22 protein-coding genes and 1 tRNA gene are annotated in these 24,838 nt (G+C 62.1%); 1 reads left to right on the top strand and 22 read right to left on the bottom strand.

The features are described 5' to 3' along the window. Nucleotides 1-95: 95 nt before the first annotated feature. The 11 genes from LJD17_RS10230 to LJD17_RS10280 form a co-directional block, all read right to left on the bottom strand. Entirely contained in the window at nucleotides 96-3,221 is a 3,126-nt protein-coding gene (locus tag LJD17_RS10230; RefSeq protein WP_227384060.1) for a type I restriction endonuclease subunit R, read from the bottom strand. Next, nucleotides 3,218-4,123, bottom strand: a complete 906-nt coding sequence (locus LJD17_RS10235; RefSeq protein WP_227384061.1) for a GIY-YIG nuclease family protein — start codon at nucleotides 4,121-4,123, stop codon at nucleotides 3,218-3,220. The genes LJD17_RS10230 and LJD17_RS10235 overlap by 4 nt, the downstream gene beginning before the upstream one ends. Beyond that, entirely contained in the window at nucleotides 4,120-5,433 is a 1,314-nt protein-coding gene (locus tag LJD17_RS10240; protein WP_227384062.1) for a restriction endonuclease subunit S, read from the bottom strand. Before LJD17_RS10240 ends, LJD17_RS10235 begins: the two co-directional genes overlap by 4 nt. Next, nucleotides 5,430-7,265, bottom strand: coding sequence for a type I restriction-modification system subunit M (locus tag LJD17_RS10245; protein ID WP_227384063.1), 1,836 nt, complete (start codon nucleotides 7,263-7,265; stop codon nucleotides 5,430-5,432). Before LJD17_RS10245 ends, LJD17_RS10240 begins: the two co-directional genes overlap by 4 nt. Before the next feature lie 885 nt (nucleotides 7,266-8,150). Further along, a tRNA-Pro gene (locus tag LJD17_RS10250) sits at nucleotides 8,151-8,228 on the bottom strand. 63 nt (nucleotides 8,229-8,291) lie between these two features. Next, nucleotides 8,292-8,777, bottom strand: a complete 486-nt coding sequence (locus LJD17_RS10255; protein WP_227384305.1) for a MerR family transcriptional regulator — start codon at nucleotides 8,775-8,777, stop codon at nucleotides 8,292-8,294. Nucleotides 8,778-8,800: 23 nt separating this feature from the next. Beyond that, a complete protein-coding gene (locus LJD17_RS10260; RefSeq protein ID WP_227384064.1) occupies nucleotides 8,801-9,112 on the bottom strand; it encodes an integration host factor subunit alpha in 312 nt (103 codons plus the stop codon). 107 nt (nucleotides 9,113-9,219) lie between these two features. Next, a complete protein-coding gene (locus tag LJD17_RS10265; RefSeq protein ID WP_227384065.1) occupies nucleotides 9,220-10,197 on the bottom strand; it encodes a beta-ketoacyl-ACP synthase III in 978 nt (325 codons plus the stop codon). Between the two features lie 12 nt (nucleotides 10,198-10,209). After that, nucleotides 10,210-11,244, bottom strand: coding sequence for a phosphate acyltransferase PlsX (gene plsX, locus LJD17_RS10270; RefSeq protein ID WP_227384066.1), 1,035 nt, complete (start codon nucleotides 11,242-11,244; stop codon nucleotides 10,210-10,212). A 152-nt stretch (nucleotides 11,245-11,396) separates the two neighbouring features. Continuing rightward, the gene (locus LJD17_RS10275; protein WP_227384067.1) at nucleotides 11,397-11,912 is read right to left on the bottom strand and encodes a YceD family protein; all 516 of its coding nucleotides are present in this window, start codon (nucleotides 11,910-11,912) and stop codon (nucleotides 11,397-11,399) included. Beyond that, nucleotides 11,902-12,453 (bottom strand): ubiquinol-cytochrome C chaperone family protein, encoded by a 552-nt coding sequence (locus LJD17_RS10280; protein ID WP_227384068.1) that lies wholly within the window; start codon nucleotides 12,451-12,453, stop codon nucleotides 11,902-11,904. Before LJD17_RS10280 ends, LJD17_RS10275 begins: the two co-directional genes overlap by 11 nt. A gap of 103 nt (nucleotides 12,454-12,556) precedes the next feature. On the opposite strand from LJD17_RS10280, the gene LJD17_RS10285 reads away from it, so the two are divergent. Continuing rightward, entirely contained in the window at nucleotides 12,557-13,012 is a 456-nt protein-coding gene (locus LJD17_RS10285) for an outer membrane protein assembly factor BamE (RefSeq protein WP_227384069.1), read from the top strand. Between the two features lie 65 nt (nucleotides 13,013-13,077). On the opposite strand, the gene LJD17_RS10290 is transcribed toward LJD17_RS10285, so the two are convergent. The 11 genes from LJD17_RS10290 to LJD17_RS10340 all read right to left on the bottom strand — a co-directional run bounded on the left by LJD17_RS10290 (nucleotide 13,078) and on the right by LJD17_RS10340 (nucleotide 24,554). Beyond that, entirely contained in the window at nucleotides 13,078-13,626 is a 549-nt protein-coding gene (locus LJD17_RS10290) for a DUF2087 domain-containing protein (protein ID WP_227384070.1), read from the bottom strand. 281 nt (nucleotides 13,627-13,907) lie between these two features. Continuing rightward, nucleotides 13,908-16,031 (bottom strand): sodium-translocating pyrophosphatase, encoded by a 2,124-nt coding sequence (locus LJD17_RS10295; protein ID WP_227384071.1) that lies wholly within the window; start codon nucleotides 16,029-16,031, stop codon nucleotides 13,908-13,910. 148 nt (nucleotides 16,032-16,179) lie between these two features. Beyond that, nucleotides 16,180-17,415, bottom strand: a complete 1,236-nt coding sequence (locus LJD17_RS10300; RefSeq protein WP_227384072.1) for an MFS transporter — start codon at nucleotides 17,413-17,415, stop codon at nucleotides 16,180-16,182. Next, nucleotides 17,390-18,379 (bottom strand): thiamine-phosphate kinase, encoded by a 990-nt coding sequence (gene thiL / locus LJD17_RS10305; protein ID WP_227384073.1) that lies wholly within the window; start codon nucleotides 18,377-18,379, stop codon nucleotides 17,390-17,392. Before thiL ends, LJD17_RS10300 begins: the two co-directional genes overlap by 26 nt. A 21-nt stretch (nucleotides 18,380-18,400) precedes the next feature. After that, the gene (gene nusB, locus LJD17_RS10310) at nucleotides 18,401-18,883 is read right to left on the bottom strand and encodes a transcription antitermination factor NusB (protein ID WP_227384074.1); all 483 of its coding nucleotides are present in this window, start codon (nucleotides 18,881-18,883) and stop codon (nucleotides 18,401-18,403) included. A gap of 2 nt (nucleotides 18,884-18,885) precedes the next feature. Further along, nucleotides 18,886-19,377 carry a 6,7-dimethyl-8-ribityllumazine synthase gene (gene ribH, locus LJD17_RS10315; protein ID WP_227384075.1) on the bottom strand — a complete coding sequence of 164 codons (492 nt, stop codon included), beginning with the start codon at nucleotides 19,375-19,377 and terminating at the stop codon, nucleotides 18,886-18,888. A 105-nt stretch (nucleotides 19,378-19,482) separates the two neighbouring features. Further along, nucleotides 19,483-20,118 carry a riboflavin synthase gene (locus LJD17_RS10320; protein WP_227384076.1) on the bottom strand — a complete coding sequence of 212 codons (636 nt, stop codon included), beginning with the start codon at nucleotides 20,116-20,118 and terminating at the stop codon, nucleotides 19,483-19,485. Continuing rightward, complete coding sequence (ribD, locus tag LJD17_RS10325) at nucleotides 20,118-21,197, bottom strand: bifunctional diaminohydroxyphosphoribosylaminopyrimidine deaminase/5-amino-6-(5-phosphoribosylamino)uracil reductase RibD (protein WP_227384077.1); 1,080 nt, start codon at nucleotides 21,195-21,197, stop codon at nucleotides 20,118-20,120. The genes LJD17_RS10320 and ribD overlap by 1 nt, the downstream gene beginning before the upstream one ends. A 59-nt stretch (nucleotides 21,198-21,256) precedes the next feature. Further along, nucleotides 21,257-21,760 (bottom strand): transcriptional regulator NrdR, encoded by a 504-nt coding sequence (gene nrdR / locus LJD17_RS10330; protein ID WP_227384078.1) that lies wholly within the window; start codon nucleotides 21,758-21,760, stop codon nucleotides 21,257-21,259. Nucleotides 21,761-21,776: 16 nt separating this feature from the next. Then, nucleotides 21,777-23,081, bottom strand: coding sequence for a serine hydroxymethyltransferase (gene glyA, locus LJD17_RS10335; protein ID WP_227384079.1), 1,305 nt, complete (start codon nucleotides 23,079-23,081; stop codon nucleotides 21,777-21,779). Between the two features lie 204 nt (nucleotides 23,082-23,285). Beyond that, a complete protein-coding gene (locus tag LJD17_RS10340; protein WP_227384080.1) occupies nucleotides 23,286-24,554 on the bottom strand; it encodes a L,D-transpeptidase family protein in 1,269 nt (422 codons plus the stop codon). Nucleotides 24,555-24,838: the final 284 nt, after the last annotated feature.

Genomic DNA, 24,838 nt, shown 5'->3' on the forward strand with positions numbered 1-24,838 from the left:
CCAGTGCTGGAAACGCTGCTCTCTGCCGAGGAAGGCTGCCTCTTGCGACAGGAACACGGAGCCTGTGACAGCCGGTTCGTGAGGTGATGCAATTGTCACATGACATCGGCAGCTTCACGGCGTTGTTTCGAGCGCAAAGCCTCATAGAGTTGCCCCGGACCCAACAGGACGTCCTTGAGCCCTTCCCTGATTTTCGCTGAATCGAGCGCCTGCTTGCTCATCGTCGAGTGGGCCTCGAAGGCATCAATGATGGCGTCGAGGATGGCCTGCGAGAGGTCCGGCGAATTGGCGAACTGCTCCTTGGTGTTGTTCGTGGCTTGCTGGGCCAGCGTCTCGCTCTCCAGGAGCTTTCCCTTGATCACGTTATTCACGTAGATGAGCTGGTCGTCGTCGGTCACATCGCCTTGGAACAGATCATTCACCTTGGCGAGGATCTCATCGAGCAGCGCCTTCTCCTTGTCCTGAATCGAGCCTGACCCGGTTTCGGTGATGGGCTGGAGCGGCTCCCCCTTGCCATCCAAGATCAGCGGGCGCTTGCCCTGATTGGACAGCTTATGATGGGTCAGGATAATCTTAGAAATGTCGATACCCTCTCGCTGCCGTCCGAAGTCCAGCAAGGGGATGAGGCGGCGATAGAAGATCGACCGCGCCTCGATGGCTGTGTTGCCGTAGTCGAAGACCTGCGACAGGAAGCTGTAGAGCCGCAGGAACGCTCCCATGTCGTTCTTGAACAGCAGGAGGGCGCTCATCTCGTCCTTGGCGCCCTTGATGCCATTCTCGTCATCCTTGGCGGTCGCCGCCTGGAGCAGTGCCTGGGCGTCCTTATAGGACCGCAGCAGGCGATCCGCGACCGGCGTGATGGCGGCCGCGAGGTCTCCCTGCTTCGAGGCGGGGTTCAGCTCGGCTTTCACCACCCGCTCGACCTCGAAGTCGTCATAGTGCCCGTAGCTGTCGAGCTTGGCCCGAAGGTCGTAGACGAGGTTTGGATCGGTCACGTCCGCCATCGAGGCGGTCTCGTAATAGGTCTGAAAGGCCTTGAGGATGTCGTCGCCGCTGTTGACGAAATCGAGGACGTAGGTCGTGTCCTTGCCCGGATGGGCGCGGTTGAGGCGGGAGAGGGTTTGCACGGCCTGGATGCCCGCCAGCCGCCGGTCTACGTACATGCCGCACAACAGCGGCTGATCGAACCCGGTCTGGAATTTGTTGGCCACCAGAAGGATGTGGAACTCGGGCAGCTTGAACGCCTCGCGGATGTCGCGTCCGTTGAGGTTCGGGTTCAGCGCCATGCTGGCCTCCGTGAAGGGATCAGGTCCGCTCTCGGGGTCGTTCACCTCACCTGAGAATGCCACCAGCGTCCCCAGCTTGTAGCCCTTTCCCTTGATGTACTTGCCGATGGCAAGCTGCCAGCGTACCGCCTCCACCCGGCTGCCCACCACCACCATCGCCTTGGCCTTACCGTCGAGCAGCGGCTGCACCATCGCCCGGTAATGCTCGACGACCACTTGGACCTTCTGGCTGATGTTATAGGGGTGGAGGCGAACCCAGCGCATGAGGGTCTTCATCGCCTCGCTGCGCTCAACCTTCGTGTCGTCGATCTCATGGCCGTCCTTGGCGAGCTTGAAGGCGAGGCTGTAGGGCGTGTAGTTCTGGAGCACGTCGAGGATAAAGCCCTCCTCGATGGCCTGTCGCATCGAATAGACGTGGAACGGCGCTGGCAGGTTCGTTTCACTCGTGGGCTGGTTTGGGTCCGGACGGCGACCGAACAGCTCCAAGGTCTTTCCCTTGGGCGTTGCGGTGAAGGCCACATAGGTGATGCCCTTGTCGCTCGCGCGGGCTGCCATCTGGGCCGCCAGGATGTCCTCGCTGCTAACCTCACCTCCGTCGCCCAGGTCGGCCAGCTCTTCCGCCGAGAGAACCTGCTTGAGCTTCGCCGCTGCCTCACCCGTCTGGCTGCTGTGGGCCTCGTCGGCGATCACCGCGAACCGCTTGCCCTCTGATGCCGCCAGCTCGCGCACAGCCTGGAGGGCGTAGGGGAATGTCTGGATGGTGCAGACCACGATCTTCTTGCCGCCCGCGAGAGCCTCGGCCAGTTGTCCGCTCTTCGCCCCGCTATCGTTCTTGATGGTGGCAACGACGCCCGTCGTCCGCTCGAAGTTGAAGATCGCTTCCTGAAGCTGCGTGTCGATCACGTTGCGGTCGGACACCACCAGCACTGTATCGAACACTTTCTGGTGCTTCGCGTCATGGAGGTCTGCGAGGAAGTGGGCGGACCATGCGATGGAGTTGGTTTTCCCTGAGCCTGCCGAGTGCTGGATCAGGAACTTGCCACCGGCCCCCTCGTCGAGGATCGCGGCGCGGAGCTTGCGGGTCGCGTCGAGCTGGTGAAAGCGCGGGAAGATGAGGCCCTTGATCTTCTTCTTCGCGTCTCGCTCGGCCACCATGTAGCGCCCGAGGATTTCCAGCCAGGAATCGCGCCGCCAGATCTCTTCCCACAGGTAGGCGGTGGGATGGCCGTGCGGGTTCAGCGGGTTGCCCTTGCCGCCGCCATTGCCCTTGTTGAACGGCAGGAAGCGGGTTGCTGGACCGTCCAGCCGTGTGGTCATCATAACTTCGGCATTGCTGACAGCGAAATGGACCAACGCCCCGCTGGGGAAGCTGAAGAGCGGCTCCGGCCCTTGCCCCTTTGGGTTCGGCGACCGGTCGAACTTGTACTGGTCCACAGCGTCCCGCACGGATTGCGTGAAATCCGTCTTCAGCTCCACGGTCGCCACCGGCAGGCCGTTCAGGAACAGGACCAGATCAATGGCGTTCTCGTTTCCTTGAGAATAGCGCACCTGCCGCACGACCCGCAGCCGGTTGGCCTCGTAGCGGGCAAGGATGTCCGGGTTCATCGACAGGGCAGGTTTGAACTGTGCCAGCGCCAGCGGCGCCCGCAGGCCGATCATCTCGACTCCATGGCGAAGCACGTCGAGGGTGCCGCGCTCGTCGAGCTGCTTGCGAATCCGGTCGAGCAGCATGACTTCCGCAGCCGTGCCGTGGTTCTTAACGAACGCCGCCCATGCGGCGGGTTGGGTCTTCTGGATCCAACCCACGATGTCGGCGGGGAACTGAGCGCGAGCCCGGTCGTAGCTCGCCGCGTCGCCTTCGGCGTAGAGCCAGCCGTGCAAGGCCAGATAATTGCAGACCTCAGCCTCGAAGCTGATCTCCTTGTAGAGGTTCATGACGCTTCTTTCATTACTCCGGCGAGTTGTCCCGCCTCCCAGTCCTTGTAGGTCAGGGAGCCACCCTCCAGTCGCCACTCGATAGTTCCATTGGCGGGCCTGCCGTTCACGACCGCTGCTGCCGCGCTCGGGCTGTTGAAGGCATAGTTCTGGGTGAAGATGCAGTGTTCGCCCTGCTGCTCCAGAACCCCCGATTTCCGGAGCTCTTCGTGAAGGGATGCGTAGTGGTGGCTTTGACCTTCCCAGCGCAACCGAGCCATTGATCCAGCCTCAACAATGAACTCGCCATCCTGAAGAACCGCGGTGGCCGTCAGTCCATGCTTTCGGCTGAAGAGGCTGAACCGAGGCACGGGTGGCGCACCGGGTGAGACGGCTGCGCGAACGGTGGGGCGCGTATTCTTGATGAACAGATCCACACGAACCGCTGGGAGCACCATGAAGAGATAGCCGAGGAAGGACTCCATGTTGGACTGCGCGGCCTCCGAGAGGCCGGGCCGGGGCGGCGTGTTCCCGTTGTCCAGCGTGACGCGGCCCGCCGCACGGGCTTCCTCGACGAGGCGAGCCTCCAAGTACTTCACGTGGGCCTTGTTCAGGTTGTTGGCCGCCGACGTGACGAGGACTGCACTCGTCCACCAGTCCTTGCGGGTGTCGTGGTTCCTGATGCGGTCGCTTATGTCCTCGCCCTCACCGATATAGGCACAGGGGCCGCCGTCCTGCTCTCCGAGAAGGAGATAGACCCCTGTATAGCGAGCCTCCTTTCGCGCCAGAGCGTCCCCGATGCGCGTCCGAGGAGTCATCAGGACATGGCCGGTCCAGTTGAACACCTCGGCGGTCAGCATCCCATCGGGACGCCCATCGATGAAATAGAGTTCAAGCGACCGCCCTTCCGCCATGGCGCTCATGCGGCCTCCGCTTGATCGGGAACGAGCCCGCGCACGTCGATCTTGCCGGTGACGGCTGCGGAGATGAGGGCAGAGCGGCGCTCTTGGAGGAGCATGATCGCAGCCTCCGCCTCTTGGATGAGCGGGCCTATTGAGGCCTTGATGGAAAGGATCTTCGAAGTGATTTTGTCTCTTTCCGAGGCACTCGGAGGAACTGCAATCGGTAGGTTGGCTAAAGCGTCAATCGTAAGCTTTGGCTGAGCAGAACCAGTTACGAATGGCACCAGATCAATTGCCTCAATGCGTTCAGACCAGTAGACGAGCTGTCCATCATGCGGCCGAAGAATATGCGCGTGGTTATTCACCCAATATTGACCGGTCGCAATGAATGAGATTGGAGTTGATCGGTTGATTAGGTTAGCTCCATCCTCAGATACCAGTATCAAATCTTCATCGAAGATGAACTCATCGATCCAGTCGATGATTCCCGATGCGCCGTAGTAAGGATATCGCCCGCTACGATGTGACCGCTCTTCCGAGCTGAGGGGCACTCTCTTTCCGTCTAGGAATGAAACAAACCGTTTGAGTGCGCCAAGCTCCCAATGCTCTGGCACATTACCCAGCCAATCGATCCCCGCGTCCTTCATCGGAACACTTGGGTCGAGGCCCTTGGTGACGGCGTGGGAGATGGCGGCCCGACGCTTCTCCTTGAGCAACGCAATCAGCCGCTTCTGCTCCTCGACCAGAGCGTCGATCTTGCCCGTTTCACGACTAAGGAAAGTGGCGATGGCAACCTGCTCCTCCGATGGAGGGGTTGGGACTACGACGTTGTCGAGCGAATACTGGCTCAATCCGACGCGGGTTAGCCCGTTGGCGCGAACCGCGAAACAGCTTTTCGCGTAGGCGCTGTCGAAAAACCGCTTGATGAACTCTCCATAGGTGCTTGCATTGGGGCGGATTAAGGCGAGGTGATAACCGCATACAACACCTGGCATTGCTTCAGGCACGTAAGCGGCAATTGCGATATCGTTCGAGGTTTCGGAGTCTTTGGTGACGATCACGTCTCCTGCCTTCAACGTAAACCGGTCGACCTGCTCGGCACTTGCACTCGCCTCCATTAACCCCATGTCCGGCGTGATCACGTCACTGTAGTACACATCTGTATAGTTACAGAGGCGGACTAGCACTTCACCATCATGAGTTTTCTTGTCGACGTTACTTGGGCGAACATCGCAGAGCTGCTTGAGACGCTTTACTGTCCAATGGTCTGGCAACTCTCCCAGCCACTCCACTCCGCTGTCGCGACAGTTTCTGTAACGGGGGAAACTCATGCCGCCAGTCCCTCGATCATCGTTTTGATACGGTCGGTGACGTCCTTTAGCTCAGCATCGATTTCGGCCAGCGGGCGCGGCGGCTCGAAGACGTAAAAGTGCCGGTTGAACGGAATCTCGTAACCGACCTTCGCCTTCTCGTGATCGATCCAGGCATCCTCGGCATGAGGCAGAACCTCACGGCGGAAATAGGCTTCCACGTCCTCGCTTAGCGGCACGTTCTCCGTGTCCCGCAGCGAGCTGTCGGCCTGTGGCTTGCCTTTGTTCTTCCCGCGCTCACCGAGGATGAGCTTGCCGCTTTCGTCCCGCAGGGGGCGCTCGACAGTGATGGTGCGGTAGCCGAAGGCCTCGTTGGGGAAAATGCGGGAGAGTGGCGCGAGATTCACCTTTCCGCCTTCGGGGGCGGCTGGCGGCTTCTCACCCTGCAACACTACCTCCTTGGCAAGTTCCCGCCCCTCGGCATTCAGCACCGTAGCGAGCTGCGCCTCCTGGAAGTTGCCGAACAACCGGGTGATGGTGGCGATGTCCTTTTCGCCCATCTCCTTGCGCTTGGAGCCAAGGCTCTTGCGCATCTTCTGCCAGAAGCTCGACCCGTCGATGAGTTGCACCTTGCCCTTGCGGTGAGCGGGCTTTCGGTTCGACAGCACCCAGACGTAAGTCGCGATGCCGGTATTGTAGAACATGTCGGTGGGAAGCCCAATGATGGCCTCCACCAGATCGTTCTCCAGCACGTAACGGCGGATCTCGCTTTCGCCTGAACCAGCCCCGCCCGTAAACAGCGGCGAGCCGTTGAGAACGATACCGAAGCGGCTGCCACCATCCGCTGCGGGACGCATCTTCGACAGGAGATGCATCAGGAACAGGAGTGACCCGTCGGACACCCTCGGGAGACCCGGCCCGAACCGCCCGTTGAAGCCCTTTTGTTCGTGCTCAGTGCGGACCGCCTTCTCGACCTTCCTCCACTCGACTCCAAACGGCGGATTGGACAGCATGTAGTCGAACTTCTGGTGCGGATGGCCATCGTCCGACAGCGTGTTGCCGAAGATGATGTTGCTGACGTCCTGCCCCTTGATCAGCATGTCCGCCTTACAGATGGCATAGGATTCCGGGTTCAGCTCCTGCCCGTACATGACGAGGGAGGCCTTGTCGTTGTGTTCGGCCAGGTACTCGTCGGCAGTCGAGAGCATCCCGCCCGTACCCGCCGTGGGGTCGTAGATCGTCCTCACCACACCGGGCTTCGAGAGGATCCCGTCGTCCTCCACGAAGAGCAGATTGACCATGAGGCGGATGACCTCGCGAGGGGTGAAGTGCTCACCGGCGGTCTCGTTGGAGAGTTCGGCGAACCGGCGGATGAGTTCCTCGAAGACGAGCCCCATCTGGTGGTTGTCCACCTTACTAGGGTGTAGGTCGATCCGGGTGAACTTCTCCGTGACCTGATAGAGCAGCCCCGCCTTGGTTAGCCTGTCTACTTGGACGGCGAACTCGAACCGCTCGAAGATGTCCCGCACGTCCGTTGAGAAGCCCTGGATGTAGGCGTAGAGGTTCTGGGCGATGTTGTCCTGGTCGCCCATGAGTTTGCGCATGTCGAGGGGCGAGACGTTGTAGAAGGTCTGTCCGGCCTTGCGGAGCACGAACGGCTCCGGGTTGAGTCCCTGCGCTGTCTTGGCCGCATGTTCCGCCAGGACGGCGTACTTGGTCGGCTCCAGAACGCAATCCAGCCGCCGAAGGACAGTGAATGGCAGAATGACCTTGCCATAATCGGCCTGCTTATAGTCGCCTCGAAGGAGATCCGCGACGGACCAGATGAAGGAAGAAAGGGATTGGTGGTTCACAGTTGTCAGGCGCCTCACGCGGTAAGAGGCCAAATGTGGCCGAATGGCGGCACCATAGCAACGGTAAAGCCATGTGCCTTTATCGTGTTACAAATCCTGAAAATTCATTGCGGGGAGGTCCCCGACATGGGCCTTCCATAAGCTATGGAATCACTAGGGCGTTTCGGCCGGATTCTTGCTCGGCCTCAAGGTCCCCTTCGGAACGGGACGAGCCATCTTCTCCTCCACAGTTACGCCGGCCATACGCGTACTAAGCCGCTTCTCGACATTCGCCGGATCATCCCGCTTCAGTTCATACCCTTTGGCAAAGGCCTTAAAGGCTCTGGACATCTTAAACGTGGGTATACCGCCAGACTTGCTTAGTCCCCTGGCAGGCTTTGACGGTCTCACGGCGCCGTTGCGCATTCTGCGACGTTGCCTTGTACATCGTCGGCCCCCGGTGCGTCACTGAGCTTTGCAGGTGCCACGCCTGCCCACAAGGACGCCTCTACGGGTATTCAAGTTCAGCGAATGGGACGGTTTCATGCGAACGCGACCGCCTCGCAAACCCTGGGTGAAGCGCTAAAAGGCCGCCCAGAAGCAGACTGATCGGTGAAGTACAATTCTGAGCTTCCGTCCGTGTAATTCGGGGCTCCAAATCAAGCATTCAATTCCAGGACTATCGTCCATCGACCGCATAGAGGTGTGAGCGATTGCTCCTATCGAATCAATTGCCGCCAAGCGTGACAAGAAACCAGACTTAGCCGCCTTGAGGCCTGACAACCCTTTAGAACCGAAAGGAACCTGACCTGCGGCGCGGTGCCGTCATTGTGCCGTCACGGCCAAATAAAAAGGCCACGCTCAAGGAACGCAGCCTTATAAACAACTGAATAATAAGAGGTTTAATGGTCGGAGCGAGAGGATTTGAACCTCCGACCCCTAGTCCCCCAGACTAGTGCGCTAACCGGGCTGCGCTACGCTCCGACTGAGGCGCCATATAAGCCGACAATCGGCCGGACGCAATCTCTGATGCGAGAAAGCCGCATCTTATTCGTTAACACCGGTTTCAGAAGGAGCCCGCAGGGCGGTGAGGACGCGGTCGCACTCGAGAAGCTCCTCGAGCGCGGCATGAAGATCATCCCAACTGGCCTGTCCGTGGCTCGTCTCGAAATGCGGTATCTCGCCGCCTGCCATCGGCTCGGGCGAATCGTCGTCAGGCAGGGTCTCCGGTTCAACTTGGCCGCTTGCGGCGACCGATTGCTCACCGCGCCCGACCGCTTGGACGAAGCGGACCCCCTCTTCCTTCAGGATCCGCTGTACCCCCTTGATGGTGTATCCCTCGCCATAGAGAAGGTGCCGGATCCCCTTGAGGAGATCGACGTCGTCAGGGCGATAATAGCGCCGTCCTCCGCCACGCTTGAGGGGGCGGATCGAGGCGAAACGCGTCTCCCAAAAACGCAGGACATGTTGCGGCAAGACGAGATCGTCCGCCACCTCGCTGATGGTCCGGAAGGCGTCAGGCCCCTTGTCCATGGCGCTGCCTGCCATGGGGCATCTCAATCTTCGTCAGGGGCGGTTTCGCCGTTGATATGTGCCTTGAGCACATTGGAAGGCTTGAACACCATGACCCGGCGTGGGTCGATCGGTACCTCGACACCGGTCTTGGGGTTGCGCCCGACGCGCTCCCCCTTGCTGCGCACGATGAATGAGCCGAAGGACGAGAGCTTCACGGTCTCTCCGGCTGCGAGGCTGTCGCAGATCTCTGCCAGGACCCGCTCGACCAATTCTGCCGATTCGGTGCGAGAGAGGCCGACCTTCTGATAGACGGCTTCGCTTAGGTCCGCCCGTGTCACAGTTTTCCCTGCCATCGCAATCCCCCAAGGCACAGATCTCAAAATCCGAGCTCACTCTTCGCAGACGCTATGCAGACGGGCCCTTATGGTCAACCCGTTGACAATCCGCGAAAAACTCTGCGTCACCAACGGATCAGGGCGCTGCCCCAGGTGAAGCCGCCGCCTATGGCTTCGAGCATCACAAGATCGCCGCGCTTGATGCGGCCATCCTTGCAAGCCACGTCCAGCGCCAGCGGGATGGAGGCAGCGGAAGTGTTACCGTGACGATCGACCGTGATGACGACCTTCTCCTGGGCAATTCCGAGCTTGTCAGCACTCGCCGTGATAATGCGCTTATTCGCCTGATGCGGCACGAACCATGTGAGGTCCTCCGCGGTCGTTCCGGTGGCCGTAAAGGCATCCTGAACAACGTCGATCACGGAGCCGACGGCAAACCGGAAGACCTCCTTGCCTTCCATCTTGAGTACACCCGTCGTCTTCGTGGATCCGGGCCCGCCGTCTACGTAGAGCTTCTCGCGATGCCGTCCATCGGATCGCAGTTGCGAAGTGAGCACACCCCGGTCCGCGGATGTGCCCTCGCCTTCCTGCGCTTCGAGAACGATCGCCCCGGCGCCATCGCCAAACAGCACGCAGGTGGTGCGGTCGTTCCAGTCGAGAATGCGCGAAAAGGTCTCGGCTCCGATGACCAGAGCCCGCTTGTGCGAGCCGGAGGCCAGGAACTTGTCGGCCGTTGCGACGGCGTAGACGAAGCCCGTGCAGACGGCCTGAAGATCGAACGCCGCTCCATGAGTCATGCCCAACCCGCTCTGGATCATGGTGGCGGTCGACGGGAACGTGTAGTCGGGTGTGGACGTGGCGCAGACAATCAGGTCGATGTCATCAGGCGTCAAACCCGCATCGCTCAGCGCCGCTTCCGCCGCCTTGATACCGAGGACCGAAGTGGTCTCGTGGTCGTCTGCGATGTGGCGTGCCTCGATACCGGTGCGCTGGACGATCCAGTCGTGCGATGTTTCGACAAGCTTTTCGAGATCGTGGTTCGTAACCCGGCGTTTCGGCAGATACGAGCCGACGCCACGCACAATGGAACGGATACGTTTCAAGATTTGCCTTCCTCAGGCCTGTTGCTCGACCGGATCATGCTCCAGCATGCCCCGTATCGTCTTCATCAATTCGAAATGCGCCATATCGTAGGCCACATCGATCGCGCTGGCGAAACCGAGATCGTCCGTGCCGCCGTGGCTCTTCACCACGACCCCCTCAAGGCCCAGAAAAACCCCGCCGTTCACTTTGCGCGGATCCATCTTGTCCTTCAGGGCCATGAAGGCCTGCCTGGCGAAGAGATAGCCGATCTTGGCCATGAGGGTCCGGCTCATGGCGGATCGCAGGTATTCTCCGATCTGCTTGGCGGTTCCCTCGGCGGTCTTGAGGGCGATATTGCCCGTAAATCCCTCCGTCACCACCACATCCACCGTCCCCTTGCCGAGATCGTCGCCCTCGACGAAACCCCGATAATCGAGATGCGGCAGGTTCGATTCTTTAAGGATCCGCCCGGCTTCCTTGACGGTCTCGATGCCCTTGATGTCCTCGGTTCCCACGTTGAGAAGTCCAACCGTGGGACGGTCGAGATCAAAGACGATGCGCGCCATTGCGGCGCCCATGATGGCCATGTCGACCAGATGTCCGGCGTCGGCCCCAATCGTGGCGCCGACATCGAGGACGATGCTCTCCCCGCGAAGGGTCGGCCACATGCAGGCAATGGCGGGCCGCTCGATATGGGCCATGGTCTTCAGGCAGATCTTGGCCGTTGCCATGAGGGCGCCGGTATTTCCAGCCGAGACGGCTGCATCTGCCTCCCCGTCACGCACCGCCTGCACGGTCTTCCACATGGAAGACCGGCCTCGGCCCATGCGGATGGCCTGGCTCGGCTTCTCGTCCATCCCGATGGCGATCTCGGTGTGGCGGATCTCCGTCACGTCCTTCAGCTTGGGATAGCCATTGAGAATCGGCGCGAGGACCTGCTCGTTGCCGAACATCAGAAAGCGGATATCGGGGTGGCGCTCGAGAGCCAGCGCGGCCCCTGGGATCACCACGGAGGGGCCATGGTCACCGCCCATCGCATCAAGCGAGATCCGGACCGATTGGGGCATGAGCAGTCGTTTCTTTCTGAAATTCTATCGACAGGGGGCGGAAAATAGCCGTTTGCAAGGGCGCCGCAACCGAATTCTGTTCCATCATCAGGCTGTCAGGCCTTGAGGCAGGAACCTCTCACCTCGAAAAATCGCGTCGCTTGACCGGACATTTAGTCCTTTTCCTTGAGGCTATCCAGAGCCGCGAAGGGAGAATCCTTCGCGTCGCGAGGGTCCTTATAATCAAAGCTGATACCCGGCTTGCGCGGATAGGGATCGAGCCCGAGAGCTAGAAACTCGGCCGTAAGGGCCCCGAGATCGATCTGTCCATTGACGATCTCGTCGGGAGGCTCGTAGTCATGCATCTCGGTGGGCGGCTCCGCCGGCATGCCCGAGGGCTCGGCGAAATCGACCTCGACCTCCTCCTCGATCGTCGAATCGAAGGAATCGAGGCTGACGACGCAAACCTGCGTGATGCCGGCCTTCACCGTCCCGTGCACATGGACCCCCTTGGCGGTGGTTGTCAGGTTGAACTCCCCAGACAGGTCCCGAATATCCGGAAGGCCGAAATCCCGGGCAAGCGCCCGGCATTCGTCCACGGAAGCCTCGATCCGGACGTGCTTGCCGGTTGGCGGGATGTTAACGACGTCGACGATCCGGGTCAGCGGACCTACGGCTTCAGGCGTCATGAGACTCCTCCCTGGCATAGGCGTCGGGCGATGGGAAAACAGGTCCCTTGTCCAAAAGCGCAGCCAGATCCACGCCCTTCAGGTCATGATCGGCTGCGAGGGCATAACGCGCAAGGGGAACGGCGGGTGCCTCGTTTCCACAGGCATTACGACCGAGAGCGACCGCAAGGGCGGCCGTATCCTTGCCTTCCAGGGGGACGTCGTAAGCCCGGGCACGGCCGTAAAACGACGATGCCAGCTTTTTCATACGCTTAGGCACTACCGTATCGCCCGCCCCCATCTCCCGCAGGGACGCATCCAGATCCGCGAAGAACGCGTCCGTCAGGTCCTTGGCCACGTCGTCGGCGGGAGGTGGCAGGTGCCGCAGGGCACGAAGGGTCAGGACCATATGCAAAGAAAGAGACTCGAAGCGCCCCTCGAGAGTATCCGGAATGCCGAGGGCGGCATAGAGCCCGGGGACGCGCGAGGCATTGGCCACCCGCTCATAAAGGGTTGCGATCAGAACGCGCCTCGGATCTCTCCGAAAGAAACTGAAGATCACCGCTTTGGGCCTTCCCGCCTTGTCAAATACGTGGCACCGGGTTACGCCATCACAGTCCAAAGGCGCAAGCTTGTCCGCGCCACAATCCTGGAAGAACTCTACGATGCGTCGATATCACTCTCTCTTCTTGCGCTTGGCGGCAGCGACTTTCCTGGCCACATCCGTTGCCGGTTGTATGGGCGGAGAGGAATTCCACCGCGGCTATTTCGTGGATGAGCAGACCGTCAGCCAAGTGAAAAAAGGCATGAGCGGGGAGCAGGTGCTCACGACCCTCGGCACCCCTTCGACCGTCTCCACGGTCGGCAACAGAAGCTGGTACTATATCAGCCAGACCTCCCAGCGCCGGTTCCAGTTCATGGGAGAGCAGATCGTCGATCAGAAGGTCATGGCGGTCTATTTCGACAAAAATCTCCGGGTTGAGCGTGTCGCGCTCTACGGTCTGCAGGACGGCAAGGTCTTCGACTTCATCACCCGCACGACCCCGTCGGGCGGACAGGAAGCGAGCTTCCTCGGCCAGCTCCTTCGCGGAACCAACAATTTCAATCCGTTCGGGGCCTAAAACACTCCCTCATCCATTCAAAGGCCGGGCATTGCGCCCGGCCTTTTCGTTTGTGCACGGTGGATTCAGAGGGCGGTCCCGCGCTGACGCAAGAAGCGGACCATGGCCTGCGCGTCACCCGGCATCGGCTGCTCGATCCGGCGATAAACGCTTCCGTCGCGGGTGCGCTCCATCAAACCAAAATCACACAGTTCCCGGCGCAGAAGCGCGTGGTCGCCGAAAGCGTGCAGAGCCTTGAGCCTTTCGTTGACGTCCTTCTCCGAAAACTCCTGCCGGGCCGGCAGCCGGGACCACAAGACCCAGAGAGCAATGAGGCGCTCGCTGTGCTTGGCCGGCCATCGCTGCAAGCTCCCGTCCGGCCCATAGCATCGGGCGAGCCGTTCGAGCTTTCGAAAATCGACCGCTTCGAGCCCTGCCGTTGGATCGTTCAGGCGATCATAGGCGGCCATTTGGGCACGGAGCTGTTGAAAATTGCGATGACCGACAGAGCGGGCCAGCATGTTGAGCATCTCCACGTGGCCCGGCGGAGCGTCACGTTCGGAGAGCTGTTGCCGCAGGGAGCGCGCAACAGCGGAAATATCGTGAGCATAGAATGGCATTGCCGTTCTGGACATGACCTATCCCTCGGTATCGTGCCTTATCCGACTGGGGATGACCGGTGATCGCCCTTCCGACGCGGCACGGGAGAGAGGTGTCCGTCGATACGAGAAACGGCAGGTTTAGCAAACCCATGACGGGTGGCGATGCCTCGGTGAACTGCTGACCGCCCTTCTCGATAATACGAGCACGCCCGAGGATCAAGCATCCGAGCCACGATCGTGGCGGAGGTCCGATCAAGAAAAACCCCGCGGCTCACGCCGCGGGGCTGGATAGCTCGTTCCAAAGTTCTTGCGAACTAGGAGTGCGCCAGGATCGCCAACAGCAACAGGGCGATGATGTTGGTGATCTTGATGGCCGGGTTCACCGCAGGGCCTGCCGTGTCCTTGTAGGGGTCGCCGACAGTATCGCCCGTGACGGACGCCTTGTGCGCTTCGGATCCCTTGTGATGGGTTGTCCCGGAGGAGTCCGTGAATCCATCCTCGAAGGATTTCTTCGCATTGTCCCAGGCCCCGCCGCCCGAAGTCATGGAAATCGCCACGAACAGGCCCGTGACGATGACGCCGAGGAGCATGGCGCCCACGGCCGAGAAGGCCTGGCTCTTTCCGGCAATCGCGTAAACGACGAAGTAGGTAACGATCGGCGCCAGAACGGGCAGCAGCGAAGGAATGATCATCTCCTTGATCGCGGCGCGCGTCAGCATGTCGACCGCCCGCCCATAGTCCGGGCGGTCCGTGCCGGCCATGATTCCCGGCTTCTCGCGGAATTGCCGCCGTACCTCCTCCACAACGGCGCCCGCCGCGCGGCCGACCGCCGTCATGGCAATGCCGCTGAACAGGAACGGAATGAGGCCACCGAAGAGAAGACCGACGACCACATATGGATTGGCGAGGGAGAAGTCCGGCTTCACGCCCTGGAAGTACGGGTAGGTCGCCGCATTCTGCGTGAAGTAGTTGAGGTCCGAGGTATAGGCGGCGAACAGCACCAGGGCACCGAGACCGGCGGAGCCGATCGCATAGCCCTTCGTCACGGCCTTGGTGGTATTCCCCACCGCGTCGAGAGCGTCCGTCGACTTGCGGACTTCCTTCGGAAGGCCGGCCATCTCCGCGATGCCGCCGGCATTGTCCGTAACCGGGCCGAACGCATCGAGCGCCACGATCATGCCGGCCAGGGCCAGCATTGCCGTCACCGCGATGGCGATGCCGAAGAGACCGGCCAGCGTGTAGCCTACGATGATGCCCGCGATGATCACGATCGCGGGAAGCGCCGTCGATTCGAGCGACACGGCAAGTCCCTGGATCACGTTGGTCCCGTGACCGGTCACTGACGCCTGGGCGATGGACCGTACCGGACGGAAACCGACGCCGGTGTAGAACTCGGTGATCACCACGATCAGCGCCGTCACGACGAGACCGACAACCGCGCACCAGAAGAGGGAGAGCCCGCTATACGCGGTTCCGGCGATCGGTCCGAGGCCTATGGTGAAATAGGTCACGAGCCAGATGGCGACGATCGACAGGATGCCGGTGACGATGAGGCCCTTGTAGAGCGCGCCCATGATCGACTCGTTCTGACCGAGCTTCACGAAGAACGTGCCGACGATGGAAGTCAGGATGCAGGCGGCGCCGATCCCGAGCGGATAGAGCAGCATCGATTCGAGAAAGGGCTGGCCGGCAAAGAAGATGGCTGCCAGCACCATCGTGGCGACGATCGTGACCGCATAGGTCTCGAAAAGATCGGCCGCCATGCCGGCGCAGTCGCCGACGTTGTCGCCCACGTTGTCGGCGATCGTGGCGGGATTGCGCGGATCATCTTCCGGGATGCCCGCTTCCACCTTGCCCACGAGGTCGCCGCCGACATCCGCACCTTTCGTGAAGATGCCGCCGCCGAGACGGGCGAAGATGGAGATGAGCGAGGCTCCGAACCCCAGGGCCACGAGGCTGTCGATCACCTCGCGACCTCCCGAGGGAAGCCCGGCGATTCGGGTCAGGTAACCGAAGTAGAGAGCAACGCCCAGGAGAGCGAGACCGGCCACGAGAAGGCCCGTCACGGCCCCTGACTTGAAGGCGACGTCGAGACCGCCCCCGAGGGACTGAGTTGCCGCTTGGGCCGTGCGGACGTTGGCACGCACCGACACGTTCATGCCGATGAAGCCCGCTGCCCCGGACAGGATGGCGCCGATGGCGAACCCGATGGCGACGCGGATACCGAGAAGATAGGCGATGATGATGAACAGAACCACGCCGACGATGGCGATGGTGATGTACTGGCGGCGGAGATAGGCCTTCGCGCCTTCGGCGATCGCGGCTGCGATCTCCTGCATGCGCTGAGAGCCGGCGTCGCGCTTCATCACATCGTTAATGGCCCAGAGGCCATATACTATGGAGAGAAGGCCGCCCAAAATAATGAGGGTGAGTGCCATTGTGCCATCCTTGTTATGGGAAGCAGAATGCCGCGCTCAAAGCCTGTATTTCGGCCTTGATCGGCCCTTACCCCCAGAGAAGTACGCAAACGCTGCCAAAATTTCAGGCAGCCTGCAACGCAACTTCCGAATGACTCACAGGAAGACTTCAGGCCGGAACGGGAACTTTTCTGCTTTTCTGCCACACGAGCAGGATCAGGACGACGATGACTGGCGGGAATACAAGCCAGTTCACGCTGTCCCATCCACCGGAATTCAGCATGCGCCCCGACGAGAAGGACGCAACGGCAACCGATCCGAAGACCAGGAAGTCGTTGGCTGCCTGCACCTTGTTTCGCTCTTCGGGCCGATAGCAGTCGATCACCAGTGACGTTGCCCCGATGAAGCCGAAGTTCCAGCCGATCCCGAGGAGGATCAGCGTGATCCAGAAGTGTGAGACGGTCAGCCCGGACAGTCCGATGACCGCCGATATGGCGATGAGCAAGAGGCCGACGCCCGTTACGGCGTCCTTCCCGAAGCGGCTGATCAAGCGCCCCGTGAAGAAGCTTGGTCCGAACATGGCCAGGATATGCCACTGGATACCGAGGGCCGCCGTTCCGATCGGATGGCCGCATTCGATCATGGCAAGGGGAGCGGCCGTCATGACAAAGCTCATCAATCCATACGAGACGAGGCCTGCCGCGACGGCCACGATGAAGCGAGGCTGCGCCATGATTTCCCGTAGGGGCCGTCCGCCGGCGCCCCCTGCCCTTTCCAGGCCCTGGACGGCTGGCGGAGCACGAAGAAACGACACGATGACCAGGGACAGGAGCGCAAGGAAGGCCTGCCCGACGAATGCGCCGGCGAATGGAGCCGTGGGGATCATATCCCGTGTCCAGATAACCGTCTGCGGGCCGACGATCCCGGCAACCAGTCCGCCGGCCATGACCCAGGAAATGGCGCGTGGGCGGAAAGCCTCGGAGGCGGCATCCGTCGCGGCGAAGCGATAGCTCTGGACGAAGGAGCCGTAGAACCCCGCGATGAACGTGCCGAGGCAGAAGACCAGGAAGCTGGCATAGGCAATGCCGGACGCCGCGATACAGCCTGCAAGGACGCAGAGCCCTGCCCCGAAGATATATCCGGTGCGGCGGCCGACCCGTCTCATGAGCATGGCGGCCGGGATGGTACCCAGCGCCAGCCCGAGATTGGTGAGGCTGACCGGCAGCGTCGCAAGCTCCTTGTTCTCGGCGAGGACCTGCCCGACCAATCCGCCAAGGGATACGACGATGGCTGGATTTGCGCCGCCCAGAGCCTGGGCGCAGGCAAGCACCAGGGCATTGCGTTTGGCGAGGCGGTCTCCCGAAACGGGCGCTTGGCGATCAGAAGTGAGAGAAGGAGCCGACATCGTACCGTCTTTCGAGGTTGCCCATCCGAAAGACCGGTGCGTCATTTCCCGGAACGACTCGACCGATGGTGGATAGCATCACACCGCACCTATTGGCCTCCTCTCGAAAGATGTCGACCTCTTTTTCCGGCACGGCACAGAGAATTTCATAGTCGTCCCCGCCGGTCACGATGCGATCGAGAAGATCAGGATCGCTTCTCACGGCAGCCAGAGCCGGTGTGGATAGAGGCACTCTGTCGACATCGACGACGGCTGAAACCCCGCTGACGCGCATCATCTTGGCGAGATCTCCGGCCAGCCCGTCCGATACGTCCATGCTGGCGCGCGCATGAGCGCGCACGCTTCTCGCAAGCTGATGTCGTGGCCGGGGGTGGAGGTAGCGGTCCGCCAGGAAGTTCTTTTCCTCCTCCGACAGGTCGACGCTCCAAGCCGGTTCCTGTCGGAGATCGAGACCGAGAGCCGCGTCCCCGATCGTGCCGGAGACGCACAGCACGTCACCGGGCCGAGCGGCCGTACGGGGGACCATTTTCCCCACCGGCACCTCGCCGAGAGCCGTGACCGAGAGGGTCAGGGCTCCCTTGGCCTTTACCGTGTCGCCCCCCAGAAGGGGGCAGCCGAAATCGCGGGCGGCATCACCGAGCCCGGTCGCAAAGGCCGCAAGCCAGTCCTCGCTCCAGTCGGACGGCAAGGCGAGGCTGAGAAGAAAACCAACGGGATCGGCGCCCTTGGCGGCCAAATCGGAGACGTTCACTCCAAGCGCCTTGCGGGCCACCGAACCCGGGGGATCTCCCGGCAGGAAATGAACCGTCTCGACGATGGCGTCCACCGTCAGAACCAGATCATGTCCGGACCGCGGCGTCAGGCAGGCCGCGTCGTCCTTGAGGCCGAGCCCCCCATCCGCCGCGAGCGGGGCAAAGAAGCGCGCGATGAGAGCATCTTCAGAAGGGCGCGGTCTGGACGTCATGCGTGACCTGCCTCGCCCGCCCTATCTCTTCGGATGTCCGGCCGCCTTCTTTTCCAGCTCTCCGGCGCGCACGTCCCGGGCCATCGTATCGAGAACGGCGTTCACGAGGCCTGGCTCGTCTTCGCTGTAGAAGCCGTGAGTCACGTCGACATATTCGGTGATCACCACGCGGGCCGGGACGTCCTTGCGAAACATCAGCTCATAGCCTCCGGCACGGAGAATCGCCCGGAGCACGGCCTCAACCCGCTTCAAGGGCCAGCCGGCCGACAGGGTCTTGTCGATCTTCACGTCGATCGCCCGCTGGTTCTCCACCACCCCGGACAGGATGTTCCGGAAGAACTCGGTATCGGAGGGCTGGAATTCGATTCCTTCCACCTCCCGGCCGATCCAGAAAGCCTCGAACTCGGCAAGCGCGTCGATCACGCCCTTCCCGGAGACGTCCATCTGGTAAAGAGCCTGCACGGCGGCAAGGCGAGCGGCGGAACGCTCTGCGGGCTTCGCCATGATCAGGCCTCCTGAACGTTGCGTTGAATACGAAGGACCGCGAGGGCGGCTTCCACCGCTCCTCCGCCCTTATTCAATTCATTGACGCGCGCGCGGGTCCAGGCCTGCTCGTCATTCTCCACGGTCAGGATCCCGTTGGCCAGCGGAATACGCCTTTCCACGGAGAGATCCATAAGGGCACGGGCGCTCTCGCCGGCCACGATATCGTAATGTCCGGTCTCTCCCCGGATCACGCACCCCAGCGCCACCACCGCGTCGTAGGGCCGTCCTGCGGTCCGGGCCGCCTCGAGGGCGATTACGACGGTCGACGGGATCTCAAGCGCTCCGTCAACGGTCAGGACATCGGCCTCGGCTTGCGCAGCCTCGACGGCCTGACGCGCGCCGCGCAGGAGTTCGTCCGCAATATCGTCATAGAAGCGCGCTTCGACGATCAGGACACGGGCGCCGGGAACGGGAGGGCGTGCTTTGGCGGTGGCAGGTGTATGAGCGACCATGGGAACCATTGAGACAGGAACGGAGCACCACGCCGAAATCCGGATGAGCCGCTGGCTCGCCTCCAAGGAAGGCTCGCTGCTCCGAGAAATGATGAGTGAGGGTCCCTACTCCCCTCGGCGCGCCTCCGCAAGTCGTGCAGCGTAACGCGCCATCAAATCGACCTCGATATTGAGGTGATCGCCCACCTGGCGCTCGCCCCAAGTCGTCACGGTGAGGGTGTGCGGGATGAGAAGGATCGAGAATACGTCCTCCGTGACCGAATTGACCGTCAGCGACGTGCCGTCGAGGCACACCGAGCCTTTCTCGGCAATGAAGGGCGCAAGTGACGAAGGAACTTTGATGTAGAACCGGGCCGTCGGACCCCACAGGTCATCTCCGGCCGTGATCGCCTCCCGGGCGACGATCGTCGCCACGCCGTCCACGTGCCCGGTGACGATATGTCCCCCGAGTTCGTCTCCGATCTTCAAGGAGCGCTCCAGATTGATCCGCGTGCCGACATCCCATTGCGCGACGGTCGTCCGATCCAAAGTTTCGCTCGCCGCATCCACATCGAACCAGCAGCCGCCGTCGCGTTTGCCCACCGCCACCACGGTGAGGCAGGGCCCTCCGCAAGCGATGGAGGCGCCGAGCGCAATCGATGCAGGATCGTAGGACGCATTGATGCGAAGGCGCCTCAGTGTTCCCTGTGCTCCCTCGGCCGAAACAACCTCACCGACATCGGTGATGATCCCCGTAAACATCAGGGCTTCTCCCAAAACATGAAAAGATCGGAGCCGAGCTGCTCCTCGCCGACGAGCGCGAGCTCGTCCATTCTGTCCTGCAGCGCCGGGCCAAGCGCCGGAATATCGCCCCTGCCCCGTCCCGATCCGCCGGTCACGAGGACGAGCTCGTCGACGAGATCATGCCGAGCGAGGGCATCGGCCAGGGTCGGGCCGCCCTCGCAGAAAAGGCGTGTCAGGCCGCGCTCGCCAAGGAATGCGAGGGCGTGGGGCAGAGAGATTTGCCCTGCCCCGTTTCCAGGAAGCCGGAAAACATCGACGCCCGCATCCACCAGAGCCCGCTCCGCGTGAAAGGGTGCGTCCGGGGCCGTGAGGACCCATGTCGGGTGTTCCCGCGCACCCGCGACCACCCTGGCGTCCTGCGGAAGCCGCAAGGTGCTGTCGAAGACGATCCGAACCGGTGAACGGGCTGCGAGACCCGGCAGGCGAACCGTCAAAAGAGGGTCATCCCGCAGGATGGTTTCGATCCCGACCAGGATCCCGTCCGCATGCAACCTCATGAGGTGGACGCGACCGTTGGCCGCCTCCCCCGTGATCATCAGGCGGGGCCCCTGACTGACACCCGCGAACCCTTCGGTCGTTCGCGCCAGCTTCACCGTGACGGCCGGTCGCCCGCGCGTCACCCGTGTGATATGGCCGCGATGCGCCCGGAGCGCCTCCCGTGCCATGCAGCCCACATCAACGGCGATGCCCGCCTGCCGGAGGAGATCATGCCCTCTGCCGGCCACACGTTCATCGGGATCCTCGATGGCGGAGACGACCCGCGCCACACCTGCCTCGATGATCGCGTCAGCGCAAGGCGGACTCTTTCCGTGATGGGAGCAGGGCTCAAGGGAGACATAGAGCGTGCCCCCCCGCGCCTGCTCTCCGGCAACGGCGAGCGCCACGCGCTCCGCGTGCGGACGGCCGCCCGCTTGCGTCGCGCCGACGGCAACGATGACCGGGCCGTCATCCCGGTGCTGGACCAGAACGGCGCCCACCGCCGGGTTGGGCCAGGTCAGGCCCAGCTGGCGCTGCCCGAGCGCAATGGCGAGCTTCATGAAGCGACGGTCCTCGGCGGACCATGCGGGCGGGCTTCCGACGGCAGCAGGTGAGGCCATCAGTCGGATTGGACCGGGTTCTTCTTCGGCGCGAGCGCCTCACCCTCCGGTTCCTCGTTGGCCAGCCGGCCGAGAATCTCTTCGAAATCCTTGGCTTCGCGAAAATTCTTATACACGGACGCGAAGCGCACATAGGCCACGTCGTCGAGTCCCTTCAGGCCCTCCATGACGAGTTCGCCCACCGTTTCGCTGGCCACGTCCGCATCGCCCATGCTCTCGAGCTGCCGGACGATGCCGTTGAGCATGCGTTCGACCCGCTCGGGATCCACGGGCCGCTTGCGCAGCGCCACCTCGACCGAGCGCTCCAGTTTATCCCGGTCGAACGGCACGCGGCGGCCGGAGCGCTTCACGACGAAGAGCTCCCGCAATTGGACCCGTTCGAAGGTTGTGAAGCGGCCACCGCAATCGGGGCAGACCCGCCGACGGCGGATCGCCGACGAATCGTCCGTGGGCCGGGAGTCCTTCACCTGGGTGTCGAGACTCCCACAATAAGGGCAACGCATGTCTTCTGCCTGGGCCTCAGCCGTAGATCGGGAAACGGCGCGTGAGTTCGTGGACGCGGTTCTTCACCGAGGCCTCGACATCCTGGTTGCCTTCCTCGCCGTGCTTGGAAAGACCGTCCAGTGTTTCCACGATCAGCTCCCCGACCTTCCGGAACTCCGCAACTCCGAAGCCGCGGGAGGTGGCGGCCGGCGTGCCGAGCCGGATGCCCGAGGTGACCATCGGCTTCTCGGGGTCGAACGGCACGCCGTTCTTGTTGCAGGTGATGTGGGCCCGGCCCAGCGCGGCCTCGGCGGCCTTGCCGGTCAGCTTCTTGGGCCGCAGATCGACCAGCATGAGATGGTTGTCCGTCCCTCCGGCCACGATGGCATAGCCGTTGGAAACCAGCGTGTCGGCGAGGACCTTCGCGTTTTCGACCACGGAGCGGGCATAGAGCTTGAACTCGGGCCGCAGAGCTTCGGCGAACGCCACCGCCTTGGCCGCGATGACATGCATGAGCGGGCCGCCCTGCAGACCAGGGAAGATGGCGGAATTGATCTTCTTGGCGAGATCCTCCTCGTTGGTGAGGATCATGCCGCCGCGCGGACCGCGCAGAGTCTTGTGAGTCGTCGTCGTGACCACATGGGCATGCGGGAACGGCGATGGATGAGCGCCACCGGCCACGAGACCCGCAAAATGGGCGATGTCCACCATGAAGAAGGCGCCGACCTCGTCCGCGATCTCGCGGAAGCGGGCGAAGTCCCAGAACCGGGAATAGGCCGAGCCGCCGGCCACGATCACCTTGGGCTTGTGCTCGCGGGCCAGCGTCGCGACCTCATCCATGTCGATGAGCTGGTCGCTTTCCCGCACCTTGTAGCTGACCACGTTGAACCACTTGCCGGACATGTTGACCGGCGATCCGTGGGTGAGGTGTCCGCCGCAGGCCAGATCGAGGCCCATGAAGGTGTCGCCCGGCTTCATCAGAGCCATGAAGACGGCCTGGTTGGCCTGGCTGCCGGAATTCGGCTGGACGTTGGCGAACTTGCAGTCGAACAGGCGCTTGGCGCGGTCGATGGCAAGCTCCTCGGCGATATCCACGAACTGGCAGCCGCCGTAGTAGCGGCGGCCCGGATAGCCTTCCGCGTACTTGTTCGTCATGACCGAGCCCTGCGCCTCGAGCACGGCGCGGGACACGATGTTCTCGGACGCGATCAGCTCGATCTCGTCCCGCTGGCGGCCGAGCTCAAGCCCGATGGCGCGGGCGATCTCGGGATCGCTGTCGGCGAGGCTTGCCGAGAAGAAGGAGTTGGACAGGTGGCTGTGTGCCGCTTCACTCGCGCTCATGGTAGACCTCGCCTGATGCGATTGCCGTCTCAATGTGGGGATCCGGATCCTGCGATCCACCATCCCGCGGCAACCTCGTCCGATTTTCGTTCCAGGCCTTTAACATGGCCGGACGAACGCCGCCAAGCCGCGCAGAAGGTCTTTCCAAAAGGCTCAGCCCGCCGGGGGCGGGCTGAGAGGTCGAAACGGAATTTGTCCAGGATCTCAGTTCTGAAGGAACATTTCCTGATCGGGCTCGGTCGGGACCCGACTCGCCACCGGGATCGCGCTGCCGAGACCGTCTTTGTTGTAGATGTCGTCGCGGAACTGCACGAGGCCGTCCGGAGTCGCCCAGGCGGTCACGTAGACCCAGTAGATGTTGACCGGCTGCGACAGGCGGGCATCGACACGCTCACCGGACTTGAAGGTGGCGTCGATGTGCTCACGGCTCCAGCCGGGCGTGTCCTTCAGGAGCCACTCGATATAGTCGCGCACGTTCTGGACGCGCACGCAGCCCGAGGACACGAAGCGGAAATCGTCGCCGAAGATGCCCTTGGACGGGGTATCGTGCATGTAAACCCCGTGCGGGTTCGGGATATTGATGCGCACGAAGCCCATGGAATTCAGCTCGCCGCCCGGATCCTGGCGAAACCGGTAGCGCGTTGCCTCGTCGGAGAACCAGTTCACCTGGCTCGGGCTCAGTTCCTGACCGGAGCCGTTGAAGATGCGGATTTTGTTCTCCGTCAGATAGTTCGGCTCCTTCTGCATCTTCGGGATCAGGTCCTTGCGGATGATGGAAGCCGGAACGGTCCAGAAGGGATTGAAGTTCACCTCCTGCACCTTCGCATTCATGATCGGAGACTGACGGTCGATCTTGCCGACGCCTGCGGCGTGACGGGTGTGGACAACCCCACTCTCGACGGTCTCGACGAGCGCCGCCGGAATGTTCACGGTCACATAGCGGCTTCCGAGATTGCCCGAGAAGCTGCGCAAGCGGACCACGTTGATCTCAAGCTGGCGGATGCGGACATCCACCGGGACGTTCATGGCCGCCACGGTGGCGCTCGTCATGGTGCCTGTGGAGCTCAAGCCGTGGCGGGCCTGGAAGCGGCGTACGGCGGCCTCGACATAGGAATCGTAGATGGGCGATTCGCCGGCCGCCGGATCGAGATCGCCGGTGACGATCAGGCGCTGGCGCAGGGCCATCACGGCGGGGTTCTTCGCGCCGACGCGCAAACCATCGACGCCGCGAACCGGCTGCCATCCGCCGCGGGCGGAAATCTCCCGGTAATGGGCGATCATCTGCTCCGTTGCCGCCAGCGTATCGGCCGAGAGCATCGGCGTCGTCGTGCGCTGGATCCGGCTGCGCGACGCAGCCTCGTAGTTCTGCGACCACTCGGCCTGGCTCCCGGCCAGTTGCTGAGCCAAGGCTGCGGTAGCCGGCGTGAAGACGAGGGCGAGCGATCCTGTCAGGAGAGTACGGCGGGACAACATGAGCGCAGGCTTTTCCGGTTGTTGAAGGTGACGACGCGAAAGCAAAGGAACAAATCCCTAACCACTTTCAATCTCCAGCGGAAAATGCCGGGATTGGATTAAGGAACGGTATCGAAAACAAGGAACATCGGGGCCGTTTTAAGGCAGATTCGCCCGGCTCGATGCACCTTTCGCCATTCGCGACCGCAGCTGCGATTACTAATCCGGCGGTGTGTCGAATGGGATACACTATTCCGTGATCGTCACCGCCAGCTAGGACCCCAGTCCTGTCATACGGCCTTATG

The sequence above is a fragment of the Microvirga rosea genome, assembly GCF_020595095.1.
Classification (GTDB): Bacteria; Pseudomonadota; Alphaproteobacteria; order Rhizobiales; family Beijerinckiaceae; genus Microvirga; species Microvirga rosea.

What these genes read in the sequence shown, in the direction of transcription:
- LJD17_RS10230 (WP_227384060.1), bottom strand. Translation starts at nt 3,221, where the DNA reads ATGAACCTCTACAAGGAGATCAGCTTCGAGGCTGAGGTCTGCAATTAT.
- LJD17_RS10235 (WP_227384061.1), bottom strand. Translation starts at nt 4,123, where the DNA reads ATGAGCGCCATGGCGGAAGGGCGGTCGCTTGAACTCTATTTCATCGAT.
- LJD17_RS10240 (WP_227384062.1), bottom strand. Translation starts at nt 5,433, where the DNA reads ATGAGTTTCCCCCGTTACAGAAACTGTCGCGACAGCGGAGTGGAGTGG.
- LJD17_RS10255 (WP_227384305.1), bottom strand. Translation starts at nt 8,777, where the DNA reads ATGGACAAGGGGCCTGACGCCTTCCGGACCATCAGCGAGGTGGCGGAC.
- LJD17_RS10260 (WP_227384064.1), bottom strand. Translation starts at nt 9,112, where the DNA reads ATGGCAGGGAAAACTGTGACACGGGCGGACCTAAGCGAAGCCGTCTAT.
- plsX (WP_227384066.1), bottom strand. Translation starts at nt 11,244, where the DNA reads ATGCCCCAATCGGTCCGGATCTCGCTTGATGCGATGGGCGGTGACCAT.
- LJD17_RS10275 (WP_227384067.1), bottom strand. Translation starts at nt 11,912, where the DNA reads ATGACGCCTGAAGCCGTAGGTCCGCTGACCCGGATCGTCGACGTCGTT.
- LJD17_RS10285 (WP_227384069.1), top strand. Translation starts at nt 12,557, where the DNA reads ATGCGTCGATATCACTCTCTCTTCTTGCGCTTGGCGGCAGCGACTTTC.
- LJD17_RS10290 (WP_227384070.1), bottom strand. Translation starts at nt 13,626, where the DNA reads ATGTCCAGAACGGCAATGCCATTCTATGCTCACGATATTTCCGCTGTT.
- LJD17_RS10295 (WP_227384071.1), bottom strand. Translation starts at nt 16,031, where the DNA reads ATGGCACTCACCCTCATTATTTTGGGCGGCCTTCTCTCCATAGTATAT.
- LJD17_RS10300 (WP_227384072.1), bottom strand. Translation starts at nt 17,415, where the DNA reads ATGTCGGCTCCTTCTCTCACTTCTGATCGCCAAGCGCCCGTTTCGGGA.
- thiL (WP_227384073.1), bottom strand. Translation starts at nt 18,379, where the DNA reads ATGACGTCCAGACCGCGCCCTTCTGAAGATGCTCTCATCGCGCGCTTC.
- nusB (WP_227384074.1), bottom strand. Translation starts at nt 18,883, where the DNA reads ATGGCGAAGCCCGCAGAGCGTTCCGCCGCTCGCCTTGCCGCCGTGCAG.
- ribH (WP_227384075.1), bottom strand. Translation starts at nt 19,377, where the DNA reads ATGGTCGCTCATACACCTGCCACCGCCAAAGCACGCCCTCCCGTTCCC.
- LJD17_RS10320 (WP_227384076.1), bottom strand. Translation starts at nt 20,118, where the DNA reads ATGTTTACGGGGATCATCACCGATGTCGGTGAGGTTGTTTCGGCCGAG.
- ribD (WP_227384077.1), bottom strand. Translation starts at nt 21,197, where the DNA reads ATGAAGCTCGCCATTGCGCTCGGGCAGCGCCAGCTGGGCCTGACCTGG.
- nrdR (WP_227384078.1), bottom strand. Translation starts at nt 21,760, where the DNA reads ATGCGTTGCCCTTATTGTGGGAGTCTCGACACCCAGGTGAAGGACTCC.
- glyA (WP_227384079.1), bottom strand. Translation starts at nt 23,081, where the DNA reads ATGAGCGCGAGTGAAGCGGCACACAGCCACCTGTCCAACTCCTTCTTC.
- LJD17_RS10340 (WP_227384080.1), bottom strand. Translation starts at nt 24,554, where the DNA reads ATGTTGTCCCGCCGTACTCTCCTGACAGGATCGCTCGCCCTCGTCTTC.